A 16,439-nucleotide genomic window follows, 5' to 3' on the forward strand; every position below is an offset into this window, starting at 1 on the left:
CATTTTTTCGTAAATTTTTAAACGTTTTGCTGCTCAGGATTTATGTGTGATTCTGATTGATAGGTTTGAATAAATGTCTGAACATCAGGGTTTTGAGTTGTATACACCATTGTCATCAAGGCATCATCAAGCTGAAAAGCGAGAGTAAAGCCAAAAATTTTAGCTAAGCTTTGTGTATTCCCAAGTGTTGGAAAAAGCATTAAATAGTGATGTTGCTCAATATTCGTATTGGCAAAATTTTGCTCAATTTTCTTAAGTGTTTTGAGTTGAGTAATGTCATCCAACAGAATTGTAAAGGGCTGCTCATTTTCCACTTTGAACTGATGATCAATGTTATAGCGATCTAAACTCTGTTTCAGTTGTTTTTCATTTATCGCAATATCTAATGTTTTCGTAGGTAAAACATTTTCAATTTGAATTTTAGGAGAAGCTAAACAACAGCTCGAAATATATTCTGCAGGAATATATTGTTCTGAAATCCAAATCTTTTCATCCAATGTATCTTGATCAATTTCGGAATCAACGATAAACACAAGACTTATAGACGACTCATCTTTTTCAATACTTTGTAAAAGATGAATCCATTCACTATAGCTTGTTTCAGCACCCCAATAGTGGTGTTCCACGTGAAACACTTCAGGAATATAATTGAGCTGACTCAGGTAGTCTGAAATGAGTTGCTCAGAATCTTGTTCATCCCAAACATGCAGTAATTCTTCAGCGAGAACCAGGTGGATTTTAAGCTTATTCAGTCGATAAACTTGCTGCACAGAAGGAATATCTTCTTCCCCATCATGATACTCAGCCTGAGGATCAATCCATGCTGGATGCATACGATAAGATTGGCTAATTTGAGTATCGTAGAAAAGCGCTGATTTTTTTAAATGCTCACTAATTTCCCAGAGTATTTCTGTTTGTTGTTCGAGTTGAGTCAGAATCAATTGATGAATGCGGTATTGCCGTTTGAAGCTATATTCATCCTCTTCATCTTGTTCGACGTCTAAATCAGAAATTCGATAACTCAGAATAGGCAAGCCATACCCATTCAATAATTTGTCATCAAGTTCAGGGCTCTTGAACTCCCGAATCGCATCAATAATCAGATGATTTTCACCCAAAGCATTGAGTGCATAAGCGCGATAGACATTTAAATTGATCCACACCACAGGCTCAGGCTGTAGCTCCTCAATTGTGGTCTCATCGCTAAGTTGAGGATCATTCTGTTTATTTTTTTGCTCTTTTATCCAATGATAAATCATATAGGGCATCACCAAAAAAGCAGTGGTTGCAACAGGTAACAATCCAAAAAAGATAAGTAGATCACTGCCAGAAGGATCAAAATTGATGTCACGCCAATACAGCACCACAATCGCAGAAATCACCAGATAAACAGTAAGGAACACTCCAACAATGATTTTGATCATGACGCTACTCCAAGCAATGGGTAGCAAGTTTCATCATTGTCTAGCGGTTGATTATGAGCTAAAAAGGCACCCTGACTAAGCCCCATAGAATGCTCCGAATTTAAAGTAATAGGCTGTATTTCTTGTTTTGATAAAATTAAACGAACATCAACCAATAAGGTTGGGCTACACCAGCTTTGTAGTAGTTTTTTTAATTTTAAACTTAGTTTTTGTTGTGGTAGAAAATCTAGGTAAGTTTTACGATCCAACGGTCCAATTTGAATTTCAATTTTGCCATCAATTTGGGTAATAGTCTCTCCACAAAATGTATTCAATCCTAACAAGCTTGGCGTCGCCCCTCCTAAGGATGTTCTCTGCTGAAGCTCTAATTTAAATTTTTCAGGGATAAACTCTTGTATTGCCACATGCTGATTAAATACCTGTGCAATCATGGTTTTTAAAGCGTGTGTTGTATTATTTTGCCCCTGCATTAATCCTGCAAATTCAGCAAAATAATCATCAAGTTCTTGTTGTTGATGTTGCTGACTAATATAACCATTTAATGCATGGATAATATTCAGATAATGATTTTCAGACTCGACCTCATACCGTACTGGTAAATTGTACTTGACCGTCGCATCAACGAATTGTGAAGTGAACTTATGGTTAAATAAACTCAAAAATTGCGTTGTTTCAACTCGAAATTTGCGTGGTGCTGATTTAACTTTATTGGTATAGCTATAGGGTAATGCCCCCTGCATTCCAGTCAAACCCACCATTAAATTTGTAAGCTGAACTTTTTCATCTTCTAAAGCGAGTGATTCAATTTCTTTTTTAGGGAAGTTAAGCTCTAAGGAAGGATGAAATTTAAAATCACGATCCCATGGTGTATGTGGCCGAGCATAGGGCACATGTCTTAACAATCGAATCGACTGAATAAATTCATATGCAGTCGGCTGTTGAAATAAATGGTCTGTTACAGAAGCTTCTTGCCACCAACGTTCTGCACGCATTGGTATAACTCCTGTTGTGATTGAGCATCTTCGATTATGACATCGACAAAACTGTTTAACTGCACTTTTAAGTTAAACACATGACTCAGCAATTGACTGAAAATATAAAGACTATGACCTCTGAATATTTGTTCATCGATTCGGATAACAACTTTGAGTCCTCGTACGAAAAGCGGGAAAGGTTTTGCTTCAACCAACTTATGCGTCAGGCTAAATTCAATTTGTTTAATCGAATTAATTAACAGATGATTTTCTTTATTCGCCGGTAAGTTATATAACTCTAATAATTCTTTTAAATGTGCTACCGCATCCCCTTTCATCAGTGCTAACGTATTTAATGAAAGATGAGAAATAATGCGCCATTGCTCTTTCTGATTTTGCTCAAATTGATAGGGTAAACTCGGACGCTTCAATACCAACGCTCGACGTGCCAAACTACTATCATTCAGATTTAAAATATTATTTGACTGGCTTAATGCTTCATGCGGTAAATTCCGATTCGAACATAGCAATACGGTGCTAATAAAATCAGACTTTGTATCATACGGCTGTAAATGCTTAGAAATAATGGAATAACCCGTTTCAACAAACTTATTGTTGAGCTGTGATGAGTTCAATGCATAGAAAAATTGGACATTTTCATCATGGTAATGACTCATTCCAAAGAACGGCAACACTGGATGATAAACCTGTTCCTGATTAATCTTTTCACGAACCATGTGCATTTTCTGAATCGAATAGACCTGATAAAACTCAGGATGATGCGCATCCGTGATCAATGGATATTCAAGTTGTCGATGATGTATTTTTTGTGGTTCAGCATTTTTTTCAAAAAGATTAACAGCCGGCGTGCTAAATAATTTGAAATTTGCAACATTCAGCTCTGAATAATTACGAATAATCGCCTGATCATTTAGGTTTAACTTAAAATGAATTTGGAGATCAAAACTCGTTTGTTGATCTAATAAATTTCTTAAAAAAGACAAATCAAGATTAAGAAAGCTGAATTTATCTGCAAAACAAAAATATTCCATCAACAAGCGATAGGCATGATGTGTATGTTGATCAATAGGCAATAAACTCTCATCTTCCTCAAAGCCCATTAAGGAAAATGGATTAGAAATTTGATAAAGCTGTGTTCCAATGCGTACCGTAAAAGTCGTATCTTTTTTGAAAATACTATCCAAAACTTGCAGCGGAAAATTTGAAATAGCATCTAAATAAATAGGGAGTTTTTCTTGATGAATCCACAAGCCTGCTTCATTGAAAGTTTCAAAACTTAATTGCAAAGTGGCATTTTGATTGAGATGAATTTGAGCACTTGGGTTCGTTTTAAATTGAACTTGATTCAGTTGAATGGGAAGTAATCGTACAGCTTGAGAGGTATTAAATTCACATTGTACCCCCTTAAAGCTTCGTGATTTTAGCGTTGTTGCCTGCGGAATGACGTGAGCTTCAGTTAATTGTTTTATTTTATTTTGATCCTCGAAACTGACGACAGTACAACTTGGAAAATGTCTTAGATATTGAGGGAACATCACCTCAAATAAAGCACGTGTAAAAACGTCATAACTGTCTGCTAATTTTTTATCAATTCGAGCAGCAATCAACGAAAACGCCTGAATTAAGCGCTCAATGTGTGGATCATCAATCTGTTCTTGGTTGAGCGAGAGCCGTTGGGCAATTTTAGGATACTTCTGAGCAAACTCGCGAGATTGTTGACCAAATTCTTGTAATTGTTTTTCGTAGTACGGTAAAAGTTCTTCTATCACAAAAGCCCCAATCTTAAGATCTAGCCGAAATTACATATTGTTGTGTCGTTGGTTTCAATAAAGCATCAAAAACTACAGGCTCATACAATGGATGGATATTTAAATATGCTTGAATACTGAGGCAAAGTGCGCCCATATTGTCGCTGTCTAACAACATTTCAACTTGAATTTGTCGTAGGCGAGGTTCATGTGCCGCAATGGACTGCTGAATAGATTGGCAAATTTTGTCTCGATCCATTGGATTGGCTGTTGATAATCCAACAAAATCAATAATGCCAAACTGTGCAATCGAGCCTTTAACCGTAGGGAAGTCATCAATTTGATCAAACTTGGCTACTCGACTATTGAGTAGATCTTCCAAGTCATGTGCAACAGATTCACGTAGCTCTTGCATAGATAAGCCTTTGATCTGATCCTCATATTCTGGAATCAAGCGGTCAAATAAAGTTGCACGGAAGCCAAATGGATAAAGATGATCTAAATTTGTTTTCATCTTGCCTACTCTAAAAGATGAATAAAGGCCAACTTAAGTCAGCCCCTACTCCTCTCACTTTCAAGACTTTAAGCTTTGTAGCTTGCAGTGTTGTTAGAAAGTGACCATTGCTTCGTGATCGCACCTTTTTGAGTACCATCGATATCTTGTTGGTTGTATGTCCATTCAACAGCAGCATATTTCAAACCAAATGCTTCAGTCGGAACACCTTCAGCATTTACAGATGGTGTTACGCTTGAAACTAGAACATGTTTCAATTTGATTTGAAGGTACTTGATACGCTTATCACCATTCGCACGGTAGTAATCGATTTGTACTTCATCAAAAGTGTAACCAGCAGAACATGCTTCCCAAAGTTTCGGGCTAGTCGCATCTAAATCTTTAACGAACAACATGTCTGAATGTTCAACACGCTCAGAAGTATGACCACCAACACTTGAAGATGTCGCAGATTTAGGCTGACGGATGTTATGAGACCAAGAATTAACTTCCAACCAATCTTTGTGCTCAGTGTCACGAGATTCGCCGTCTACTTTGTATTTTCCTCGAAATTGAACATATATATCTTTCATGAAGATTTCCTGTTTTATTTAACGTTATTATAAAGTTGCTCTATTTAATTAGAGGACTGAGGTAACTCAGTGACAAGTCTCAAAGATACCGACAACTCGTCCAACTGGAAGTGCGGTCTTAAAAACACGACCGATTTGTAGTGACCAGGGTTCGCCGGGTCTTCCACAACTTTTACAGATGCTTCACGAAGCGGGCGCTTAGCTTTGGCCTCTTGTGATGCACCATCATCTAGTAATACATATTGAGATAACCAATCATTCAAAAAGCTTTCTACATTTCCAGCTGAAGCAAAACTTCCGACTTTATCTCGCATCATTGCTTTCAAATAATGCGCAATACGCGACACAGCCATGATGTATTGAATCTGGCTTGAGAGTGCTGAATTTGCATTCGCTGTATCGCTATCATATTTCTTAGGCTTTTGGGTCGATTGAGCCCCAAAGAACGCTGCGTAGTCTGTGTTTTTGCAGTGTACTAATGGAATAAAACCGAGATCGCTCAACTCTTTCTCACGGCGGTCCGTAATCGCAACTTCTGTCGGACACTTAAATACGACTTCACCATCATTGGTTTTGAAGGTATGTACTGGCAAGCCTTCTACTAAACCACCACCTTCAACCCCACGAATTGCTGCACACCAACCATGCATATCAAATGCATTCGTTAAACGTGTACCGAAACCGTATGCTGCATTCATCCAGAGATATTGATCGTGATCTTCACCTGAGACTTCTTCAACGAAGTTAAAGCCTTCTGTTGCCCAACCCTCTTTAGGGTCATAAGGCAGGCGACCCAGAACGCGTGGCATAGTTAAAGCCACATAGCGAGAATCATCACTTTCACGGAATGAGCGCCACTGTACATATTCTGCAGTTTCAAAAATTTTAGATACATCACGAGGACGATCAATTTCAGTGAAAGATTCAAGACCTAGAATTGAAGGGCTTGCTGCTGAAATAAAGGGTGCATGAGAGGCAGCGGCAACATGAGAGATTTGTTCTAAAAGATACATATCTGACGGTGTGCGATCGAATTCAAAATCACCAATCAAAGTTGCGTAAGGTGCACCACCAAAAGAACCATATTCTTCTTCATACACTTTTTTGAACAATGTGCTTTGATCAAAGTCAGTTGCGCCTTGGAAGTCCTTAATCAATTCTTTTTTAGTGGTATTTAAAATGCGGATTTTAATTAAAGGATTTGAAGGTGTTTCTTGACAGAAATAGTAAAGTCCACGCCAAGTCGACTCAATCTTTTGAAACTGTTCATGATGCATAATTTTGCTTAATTGAGCAGAAATTAAAGCATCAATTTCAGCAATACGCTTATCTATTGAGACCGTCATGTTTTCTGAAACAGTAATTGTTCCAGCCATAACTTCTTTGGCTAATTCCCCAATTAAATTTTTCGCACGAACATGTTCATCATCGTTACGCGCAATTCGACTTTGTTCAACAATCGAATCCAGAAGACTCGTTTCTTCAACAGCATTGCTTGTCGCAGGTGCGGTTTGTAAATTACTCACGGTCGTCGCCTCCTGCTTCAGCACTTAATTTGCGTACTTGATCTGTATTTTGAAGAATTTCATCAAGCAGATCTTCTAGACGTTCACTATTTGAAATTTTATTACGCAAATCTGAAAGGCGTTCACGCGCTTCAACCAATTTGCGTAAAGGGTCAACTTGTTGAACAACATTTTCAGGTCGGAAATCTTCCATTGAGTTAAAAGTAAGATCTACCGACATATTTCCACCCTCTTCCGAAATTGTGTTTTCAACTTGGAAGGCTGCTCTTGGTGCTAGCGAACTCATTACTTCATCAATGTTATCCAAATCCACATTAATAAATTTCTTATCTTTCAGTTTGGTTCTTTCAAGTTCAGATGCTGCTGAGAAGTCCCCTAATACACCAACAACAAAAGGAAGTTCTTTTATTTCTTTACCATCACCTACTTCTACGTCATACGTCAGTTGTACTCGAGGTGGTCGAATGCGTTGTAATTTTTTTTGAACACTTTCACGCTTAGCCATATTATTTTTTCCTAAATTTGTAATTTGATCAGTTCAACGAGCCAAATGGATTCTCACGTTTTGGTGCTGCTGGTTTTTCAACTTTCGCAGGTGTCGTTGTTTTAGCGGGTGTTGTTTTTGCTGGAGTCGATGCACGGCGCGTCGTACGTGCAGGCTGTCGAGTAGTTCGAGTCTCTTGAACACGCTTAGGTGCTTCTTCAACTTTGGTTTCGATTACAGTCAAAGGTTTAGCTTTTTTAACTGCTTCAGAAAGTGCCAACGCAGGTTCGTAAGTCTCTTCAGTCAAATAACGTACTTCTGGTCCACGCATTTGCTCTAATGCCTCATTCGCGATTCCGATTCCAGCTAAAAACTTAGTATCTGTTAACGATGAGTGCTGAACATTTTGTGCATTAAGACTGTTCACCAATTGAAGTGCTTTCTGATTTTGTCCGATTTGTTGAAAACGCTGAGCTGCTTGTGCTAGAAAACCATTTTTGTTGTCTTTATTTTTTTTATCACATGCTTGAGCATAAATTTGTAGCAATGTCTGGTCTGTTTCACCCGCTACTAATGGATGATCTTTAACACAACCTCTTTTGAGTTTTACTTCATCTGCGTAAGTTGTAGACGCCATCCCCAACCCAATTAGCAGAGTTGTAAGCAGAATTTTAGTATTCAAAATACACCCTCATTTATTATTAAATTTACATTAACTATATGATTCATTAAATCATTTTTTAACACACTCAATGTTTAGAGCAATGTCTTCTATATATTAGATTTAATTAAAATTTAAACTTATAAATGCAAACTTAGTCAACATTATGACCATTATAATAAAGAAACAATTAAGTTTTTTAAGTTACAAAATTATATAGTTCTGTAAACGATTCACACTATAGGATAGTTTTTTTATCACCTTTATTTAGGTAGAATAAAAAATATGGGTGAATTTTTTCATACTAAAAATTATTGTTTATTAAATATTTAGTCGTTAAAAATCTTAAAAATAGACGTTATCTAGGTTTATTTTAAGTAACTTTAAATAATTTGAACACAGAGAATTCTGATGAATAACTTGAAAATTTTGATTACAAAACTATCTCCTACGACAAGAACAGCACTAGAAAAGTCTGCAAATTATTGTATTAATCAACAAAATTACGAAATCGAAATTGAACATCTACTCTTCGAATTATTAAATCAAAACGTAAAAAATGATCTCTCTATTTTGCTCGATCACTATAAAATTTCTAAAAATGCACTGATCGATGATTTACAAGAAACGATTTCGCACTTGCCCAAAGGCAATACGCGTACACCTATTTTTGCTCAATCGATTGTACGTCTGCTAGAACAAGCTTGGCTTATTGCTTCCGCAGATCAAACCCCAGTCATCCGTAGCGGGCACTTATTAGTTGCGTTATTGACTGCAGGAGATTTATATCAAATCGCGCTTCGTGCATCGAGTTTATTCGATCTGTTCCCGATTGATACGATGAAACACAAATTTATAGAAATTTGTAAAGCTAGCATTGAAGAGCATCTCCCTCAAGCTGATCATCAAAATGATGTTCAGGATCAGGATACGATTCAAAGTTCAGAATCTCATGCAAAAACACCTGCACTAGATCAATACACCATTAACTTGACTCAAAAAGCGCTTAACGGTGGGATTGATCCTGTCATTGGACGTGAGTTTGAAATTCGCCTTATGTTGGATATTCTGATGCGTCGTCGTCAAAATAATCCTATTTTAACAGGTGAGCCAGGCGTAGGTAAAACTGCTGTCGTTGAAGGTTTAGCGCTGAAGATTGCCAACAACCAAGTGCCTGATGCATTAAAAAATGTACATATCCATGTTCTTGATATGGGTCTATTACAAGCAGGTGCAAGTGTAAAAGGTGAGTTTGAAAATCGCTTAAAACAAGTCATCCAAGAGGTTCAAAGTTCCGCTCATCCTATCATCATCTTCATTGATGAAGCACACACACTGATTGGTGCAGGCGGTCAAGCTGGTCAAAATGATGCGGCGAATCTCCTTAAACCAGCCTTAGCACGTGGCGAGTTAAGAACAATTGCTGCAACTACATGGGCTGAATATAAGCAATATTTTGAAAAAGATGCGGCGCTCAGTCGTCGTTTCCAAGTCGTCAAAGTTGAAGAACCGACTGAAGAAGTTGCGATTGATATGCTTCGCGCCATGATTCCTGTCATGGCTAAACACTTTAATCTTCAAATCGATGACGAAGCCATTGTGACTGCTGTTCATTCTTCACATCGATATATTGCTGGTCGACAACTCCCAGATAAAGCAGTGAGTGTTTTAGATACTGCTGCCGCTCGTGTGGCATTAACTCAGAATGCTCAGCCGGTAAAGTTAGATCAGCTACATGCTCTAAATCATAATTTATTGCTTGAATTAGATATTTTGGAACAAGAGAATAATCAGTTCCCACAGCATGACGAACGCATCTCCAATCTTAAAAATCGGATCACTGAAATAGAAAATGAGTTAAATGCCACAACTGAAAAGTGGAAACAAGAACTAGAAATTGTTCAAAAAATCAAAACACTTGAGCAAAAAAATTCTGAATTAAAAGATGAAGAACACAGTAATGATTTTAAAAATCAGATTCAGCAACTCAGATCAGATTTAAAAATATTACAAGGTGAACAACCTCTGGTATTTGAACGTGTTAATGCTCAAATCATTAATGAGATTATTTCAGATTGGACTGGTATTCCTGTAGGAAAAATGGTCAATGACGAAATTAAGCAAATTCTAAGTTTAGAAGAAAAACTGGAACAACGCGTCATGGGTCAAGACTATGCCCTGCATCAACTTGTTCAAGGAATCAAAACCTCTAAAGCAAAACTTGAAGATCCAAACAAGCCTCAAGGGGTATTTATGTTGGTTGGACCAAGTGGTGTGGGGAAAACAGAAACGGCTTTAGCTTTAGCCAATGAGCTGTATGGTGGGGAATCTCATCTCATCACGATTAACATGTCTGAGTATCAAGAGGCTCATACTGTTTCCTCATTGAAAGGTGCGCCTCCAGGCTATGTAGGATATGGTCAAGGTGGTGTCCTCACTGAAGCTGTTAGACGCAATCCGTATAGCGTTGTTTTGTTAGATGAAATTGAAAAAGCACATTCAGATGTTCAAGAGTTATTTTACCAAGTCTTTGACAAAGGCACACTTGAAGATGGTGAAGGACGTGTTATCGATTTTAAAAATACCACAATTTTATTGACCTCTAACACTGGCTCAAGCGCAATTATGCAGGCCTGTTTGACTAAACCTGTAGAAGAATGGCCTACGGCAGAAGACTTAATTGAACATTTAAAACCAAGTTTATATAAACAGTTTAAACCTGCCTTCTTGGGACGTATGCGTATCGTGCCTTACTTCCCACTCCATGATGATCTACTTGTGCGTATTATTCATCATAAGTTAGGCAAAATTACTGATCGTATTTTCAAACAATATCAAACACGTGTTGAATACACCGATGATTTGGTGGAACTCCTCTTAAGTCGCTGTACAGAAGTCGATAGTGGCGCACGTAATGTAGACAATATTCTAAACTCTTCAGTTTTACCTGAACTAGCAACACAAATATTGATTGCCTTAGCGGATAACAAAGTGCCTAAATTAATTCAAATTGATAGTAAAGATGACGTGATTGAGTATCGATTAGATCCAACAACAGCACCGAAAAAGCGTAAAGCCACCAAAAAGAAAATTGTTGAAGCATAATTATTTGAGTATATAAATTAATATGAACATTGATATAGAACAGCTACTTCAACCAATCTCAGATCAAGCAATCTGTGGCGAAGATCTATCTTTTTCGAATGAATTTCATGAAATCAAGAAAGCGAAAACCCAAGATGATCCGCTCTTAGATATGGGGGATTGGGTAGCTGAACCTAAACAAGCAGATTGGTCATTTGTTTCGGCAAAATGTATCGATGTTCTGACTCAAAAAAGTAAAGATATTCGTTTATTGACTTGGTTAAGCGAAGCTTGGAGTCAACTCTACGGTTACGAAGGAGTCGCTCGTAGCCTTGAGCTTTCGCATCGTATGTTATCCAATTATTGGAAAGATATACATCCTGAAATTGAAGATGATGATTTAGATCAACGTCTGGGTTTATTGCAAGGTTTGACTTCTCAGTTACCTGCTTTGATTAAACGTGTTCCACTCATCAATTCAGCTCCTTTCTATTCAATCTATGATTATGAAAAATTACTGCATCAACAAAATGTAAGATTAAAAAATGCTGATGATTATGGATCTTCTCAGAATCATCCAGAACTCGAGCAATTCGAACAAAGCTTATTTAATACCTCAAAAAGTTTCCAATACAACAATTATCAGTTCTTTTTAGAAATTTTGACGCACTGGGATACCCTCAAGCAAGTACTTGATCAACTGATGCAATTAGATGCTCCAAGTTTCGCAAATACAGATTCTCAGTTGGAAGACATACATAAAACACTGAAAAAAATTTATAAAGCAGATGCATTTTTAATGTCTGAGGATACTCCTGACATGAATCAAGACCTACAATTCCAAGAAAACAATTCAAATATAAATTCTGCTCCAACAGCAAATATACAAGCAGCAGTAACTCAGCAGTCATTTCAACCTCAACCACAAAGTCATCTACAAAATCGTGAACAAGCAATGCGGGTGCTTAAAGATATTGCGGATTATTTTCAAGCAAATGAACCACATAGTCCTGTGAGTTATATGCTTCAAAAAACCATCAAATGGAGCCAAATGCCGCTTCATGAATGGCTCGCACAAGTCATTAAAAACGATAACAACCCATTGGAATCAGTCCATGAACTCTTGGGTGTAAAAAATAGCAATGAATCTAATGAATGGTAATCTCAATGTTTAAAGCAGAAAAAGTACTGTGGGGTGAAGGTCTATTTTTAAGACCGCAGCACTTTCAAATTCAAGACAGTTATCATGAACAGCGTTTAAATCAAACTATTCGCGCCACCATTCCATTCGCATATGGGGTACAACAGCTCAAATTTGATGAATCTCAATTAACGACCCATGTGCTAGCAATTGAGCACATTGAAATGATTTGGCAAGATGGTGAAATTTACGCTGCTCCTTCGCGAGATCTTTTACCTCAGCCCGTACTGCTCGATGAGCTCAATTTCCGTGGTGAAATGACCATTTTTCTTGCGCTCCCTATCGTTCAACCAAACAAGCGTAATATCGCCCATGAGGCTTCGACACAACCAAGTCGATATCATTCGTATCTGAATGAAACTCATGATTTGTTCACAGATGCCACACCTGCTGAAATTACTTACATTCGTCGTCGTGCTGAGCTGAAATTACTGGAATCTCAGAATGATACTCCTCATGAACTGGATGGTTTTTTATATTTGTCGATAGGAAAAATTAAGCGTCATAGTTCAGGAAGCTTTGAACTTGATACAAAATTTATTCCACCAATTTTGCATATTGCTTCATGTGAGTCATTGGTTGCTAATTTAAAACGTACCTTGAATGTCATTAAAGCAAAAATCAAAACTATTCAAACCAACAATCGCGAAAACGAACAAAAATTAATTGAATTTAGATCAGGTGACATTGTTTCATTTTGGCTAGTGAATGCATTGAATACTGCTCATGCAACTCTCAGCCATTTATTGACTCATCCCCAAATTCACCCTGAACGCTTATTTTTTGAATTACTCAGATTGACTGGCTCATTACTGACATTCTCAACAGCCTATGAAGTTGAACATTTACCTCAATATCAACATCATAATTTACAAGATAGCTTTGCGCAGTTAGATGTCATTTTAAGAGAGTTACTCGACACAATCATTTCAAGTCGATACTTCAATATCAGTCTTAAAGAAATACGTCCTTCGTATTGGGTTGGTAGCTTAGAGTCAGATAAGATCACTCGCGAATCTCGTCTGTATATTGCTGTGTCTAGTTCAATGATGCAGACACACGAACTTGTACAAATTGTCCCACTACGTTTTAAAGTGGGCACAACAGTCGATGTTGAGCAACGTGTCGTCTCTGCATTGCCTGCTATTCCGATTCACCATTTGATGCAAGTACCTACTGCGATTCCAGTCCGCTCTGGTGTGAGTTATTTTGAAATTGAACCTCATCATGAACTCTATCAACGCATGTTGGAGTCTGAAACCATCTGTATTTATGTACCTGCTGGATTCCAAGATATCAGTATTGAACTCATCGCAGTGATGAATGGCTAGAGATTGAGAAGAGAAAAATATGAATATGCCTAATGGAGCACCTTCACTGTTCGATGACGGTCAGATTGGAGCAGGCTCTACACCACAGCAACAGAATAAATTGACGCAGTCTTCTAATTTGGTTGATTTAATGCATGACGGTTTCTACATCGTTTTTTTAATTCGTAACCAATACGTTCCTGACAATGTCGATGAATTTCGCCAAAAAATCATGGATCAACTACAACGTTTCGAATTACAAGCGAAGAAGTTGCAGTTTTCAGCCGAGGATATCCATGATGCCAAATATGCATTTTGTGCATTACTTGATGAAACGATTGTCACACAACAGAACCCTAGTTATTTCCATTTACAAAATTCGTGGTTGATTAGTCCTCTTCAGTTAACTTTATTTGGATCTCAACTTGCAGGTTATCAATTTTTTGACTTATTAGAAAAAATTAGAACTCGTGGAAAAGATCGCTTAGCAGCTTTAGAAGTTTTTCACTACTGTTTACTGTTAGGTTTTCAAGGTAAATACCGTATTGAATCAATCGAAAGCTTAAATCATTTGGTTGCACGCGTAGGCGATGAAATAGATTATTTAAAAGGTAAAAAAGCCCTCTTTTCACCTTTCGCTGCATTGCCTGATCAAATTAAAAACATTATTCATAAAGAACTTCCATTCGCTTGGATTCTATTATTTTTACTCCTCTTTGCATTATTGGCATTTTCTGGACTTCGCTATATGCTCAGTCAACAAGAGACCAAAGCCATGACTCAATATAATAATGTCATTAGTGCACCTGCTGAACAGGCCCACATAACGATTCATTTACCATAAAAGATATTCAATATGAGCCAAGAAAAGAAAAATATTAGAGTCCTTACACCTACTAAAAAAAATAAAAAAATTTCGCCTCTAGTAAGCGGGATCATTGGTGTAGCAATTGGTATCTCTGCCACATCTTTAGCTTTTTATACCTATTTAAATCAATCAAGCTTCCAACCGATTAACGCAGCAGATACAGATTCAACACACTCAAATGATAAATTGTCCAATATTGATTCGGGAATCACCCAAGCTGATCAAAACGAGCAATCTGAACCTGATGAATATCACCAAGCTCAACCCAAGCTAAATGAGCTTAATAATATTTTCAAACATCAGCAAACAAACTCTGCTCAAGCAACTCAACCAGTGACTTCAAGTAAAAATCCCTTCGAATCAACTTTTAATCAAGCACAACCTTTAAGTAACAAAACTTCCCAAGTTCCACCTAAAGCAGAACCAGTAAAAAAGACCACAACTGAAGCATTACCGAAAACCATAAAAAAGCCTGAGTCTAAGCCTACGACAGCCAATGCAAATAAAGTTGCTGAAAGTAAAGCTGACACTGATGAAAATATTGATATTCCTGTAGCCAGCGTAGAAGTTTCAGTCACACGAACTGCTAAAGAACCTGCACCGTGATTTTTTTTATCATTGTCAGTTTTGTGATATTAATCATCGCACTGACTTTATTGATGTCTTATGAGATAAGACAAAAAGTAATAGATTTTGCACAAAGCTTATTACCACAAGGTAAAAAAAAGCTTTTAAACGCACGTAAATTTGCACATGAAATGAATCATGCTGCTTCAGCAGACCAAATTCAAACGCATTGGCACTTACAGCAATGGTGGATACTCATTGCTGGTTTTTTCTTACTTAGCAGTATTATGCTTTTTGCTTTTACAAAACCCGTTGATCCTACAAAAATAGAAGCGAACTATTTAAAGAAAGCTGATCCTCAAATTTATAACTTATTAAATGGGGAAATTCTTTCCCCTCCTCCAGAGGTTGAAGAAAGTCTCGTCGATGCAGCAATCGTTGAAGCTGTACGTCTTGAGCAACAATATCAAGCTCAAACTGGCGGTTCTGTTTCATCGACAACTATTCCTAATGTAGAAAATTCAGAGTTTTCTCATGGTCATCTCGATACTTCAATGGTAAATCGTAAGTGGGACAAGATGCATCCACGCTATAAACAACGATTACTTATGGTCTTCAAAATTATGAAGGAACAACATGGCTATGAATTAGTATTACTAGAGGGTTATCGTAGTCCTGCACGACAAAATAGCCTATCTCGGAATAAAGCAACCACTTTAGCGACTGCATACCGTAGCTATCACCAATTTGGTTTGGCAGCTGATGTCGCATTCAAGCGAGATGGTAAAGTCGTTATTTCTGAACGTGATCCTTGGGCTATGCGTGGCTATCAGTTATATGGTCAAGTTGCTGAGTCTGTCGGTTTAGTTTGGGGAGGACGTTGGACAAAAATTCATGACTACGGTCATACAGAATATCGAATGCCTGGCTTGGTTCGTAGCAAGGAAACTCATGATCGTTTCATTCGAGAAGCTGAACAAGGTAATTTAATGGCAAGCAATATAGAACAGTAATAATCCGTTGATTCTCTAAATGCCTGTTAACGATACAGGCATTTTTGTATTTATTGATATATTTTGCGCTTGTAATTAACTATGTGAAGACATTGATTTAGAAGTTAATTTTCCCGTACCCATGCCTTTCCCTTTATTTTTATATCTTTATTTCATTCTTTACTACATAAAAAAACACCCCCTTGTATTGAAGGGGGTGTTTAGAATAATGAGCTGGCGATGACTTACTCTCACATGGGTAACCCCACACTACCATCAGCGCTAAGAGGTTTCACTTCTGAGTTCGGGAAGGGATCAGGTGGTTCACTCTTGCTATTGTCGCCAGCACAACTGTTGTGACTTTGCTTGGGTCTTATTCGCATGTATTGTTTGCGTGCCTTTGCTTGGTCAAAGAAGTTATTAACAGCTATTTGAGTTGCTTTAATTGGTGCAGTTTAGCGTTTTATCTAACTAAATCAAGTTATTTGTCATG

General features: G+C 37.4%; 14 protein-coding genes and 1 rRNA gene. 6 read left to right on the top strand and 9 right to left on the bottom strand.

The annotated features are described in order from the left end of the window. Positions 1-17 precede the first annotated feature (17 nt). From BMW42_RS04890 to BMW42_RS04925, 8 genes are all read right to left on the bottom strand, one after another. Positions 18-1,424 carry a hypothetical protein gene (locus BMW42_RS04890; protein WP_092766607.1) on the bottom strand — a complete coding sequence of 469 codons (1,407 nt, stop codon included), beginning with the start codon at positions 1,422-1,424 and terminating at the stop codon, positions 18-20. Then, positions 1,421-2,416 carry a type VI secretion system baseplate subunit TssG gene (tssG, locus tag BMW42_RS04895; protein ID WP_092766608.1) on the bottom strand — a complete coding sequence of 332 codons (996 nt, stop codon included), beginning with the start codon at positions 2,414-2,416 and terminating at the stop codon, positions 1,421-1,423. The genes BMW42_RS04890 and tssG overlap by 4 nt, the downstream gene beginning before the upstream one ends. Continuing rightward, positions 2,380-4,188, bottom strand: a complete 1,809-nt coding sequence (tssF, locus tag BMW42_RS04900; RefSeq protein WP_092766609.1) for a type VI secretion system baseplate subunit TssF — start codon at positions 4,186-4,188, stop codon at positions 2,380-2,382. The genes tssG and tssF overlap by 37 nt, the downstream gene beginning before the upstream one ends. Before the next feature lie 13 nt (positions 4,189-4,201). Beyond that, entirely contained in the window at positions 4,202-4,681 is a 480-nt protein-coding gene (tssE, locus tag BMW42_RS04905) for a type VI secretion system baseplate subunit TssE (RefSeq protein ID WP_092766610.1), read from the bottom strand. A 68-nt stretch (positions 4,682-4,749) separates the two neighbouring features. Beyond that, a complete protein-coding gene (locus tag BMW42_RS04910; RefSeq protein WP_092766611.1) occupies positions 4,750-5,253 on the bottom strand; it encodes an Hcp family type VI secretion system effector in 504 nt (167 codons plus the stop codon). 44 nt (positions 5,254-5,297) lie between these two features. Then, on the bottom strand, positions 5,298-6,779 hold the full coding sequence (gene tssC, locus BMW42_RS04915; RefSeq protein WP_092766612.1) for a type VI secretion system contractile sheath large subunit: 1,482 nt from the start codon (positions 6,777-6,779) through the stop codon (positions 5,298-5,300). Next, positions 6,772-7,284, bottom strand: coding sequence for a type VI secretion system contractile sheath small subunit (gene tssB, locus BMW42_RS04920; RefSeq protein ID WP_092766613.1), 513 nt, complete (start codon positions 7,282-7,284; stop codon positions 6,772-6,774). Before tssB ends, tssC begins: the two co-directional genes overlap by 8 nt. Positions 7,285-7,312: 28 nt before the next feature. Then, positions 7,313-7,900, bottom strand: coding sequence for a hypothetical protein (locus BMW42_RS04925; RefSeq protein WP_092766614.1), 588 nt, complete (start codon positions 7,898-7,900; stop codon positions 7,313-7,315). Positions 7,901-8,332: 432 nt separating this feature from the next. Between BMW42_RS04925 and tssH the strand changes: the two genes are divergently transcribed. From tssH to BMW42_RS04955, 6 genes are read left to right on the top strand one after another with little or no spacing between them, the layout of a single operon-like run. Further along, positions 8,333-11,029, top strand: a complete 2,697-nt coding sequence (gene tssH, locus BMW42_RS04930) for a type VI secretion system ATPase TssH (RefSeq protein WP_092766615.1) — start codon at positions 8,333-8,335, stop codon at positions 11,027-11,029. 22 nt (positions 11,030-11,051) lie between these two features. Then, positions 11,052-12,170, top strand: coding sequence for a type VI secretion system protein TssA (tssA, locus tag BMW42_RS04935; protein WP_092766616.1), 1,119 nt, complete (start codon positions 11,052-11,054; stop codon positions 12,168-12,170). Between the two features lie 5 nt (positions 12,171-12,175). After that, positions 12,176-13,540 carry a type VI secretion system baseplate subunit TssK gene (tssK, locus tag BMW42_RS04940; protein WP_092766626.1) on the top strand — a complete coding sequence of 455 codons (1,365 nt, stop codon included), beginning with the start codon at positions 12,176-12,178 and terminating at the stop codon, positions 13,538-13,540. Positions 13,541-13,559: 19 nt separating this feature from the next. Further along, positions 13,560-14,363 carry a type IVB secretion system protein IcmH/DotU gene (gene icmH / locus BMW42_RS04945; protein WP_092766617.1) on the top strand — a complete coding sequence of 268 codons (804 nt, stop codon included), beginning with the start codon at positions 13,560-13,562 and terminating at the stop codon, positions 14,361-14,363. Positions 14,364-14,375: 12 nt separating this feature from the next. Continuing rightward, the gene (locus BMW42_RS04950) at positions 14,376-14,993 is read left to right on the top strand and encodes a hypothetical protein (protein ID WP_092766618.1); all 618 of its coding nucleotides are present in this window, start codon (positions 14,376-14,378) and stop codon (positions 14,991-14,993) included. Further along, entirely contained in the window at positions 14,990-15,967 is a 978-nt protein-coding gene (locus BMW42_RS04955) for a M15 family metallopeptidase (RefSeq protein ID WP_092766619.1), read from the top strand. Before BMW42_RS04950 ends, BMW42_RS04955 begins: the two co-directional genes overlap by 4 nt. A 211-nt stretch (positions 15,968-16,178) precedes the next feature. Here BMW42_RS04955 and rrf read toward each other — a convergent pair. Continuing rightward, a 5S ribosomal RNA gene (gene rrf, locus BMW42_RS04960) occupies positions 16,179-16,293 on the bottom strand. Between the last annotated feature and the right edge of the window lie 146 nt (positions 16,294-16,439).

This window comes from Acinetobacter sp. DSM 11652 (assembly GCF_900109815.1).
GTDB lineage: Bacteria > Pseudomonadota > Gammaproteobacteria > Pseudomonadales > Moraxellaceae > Acinetobacter.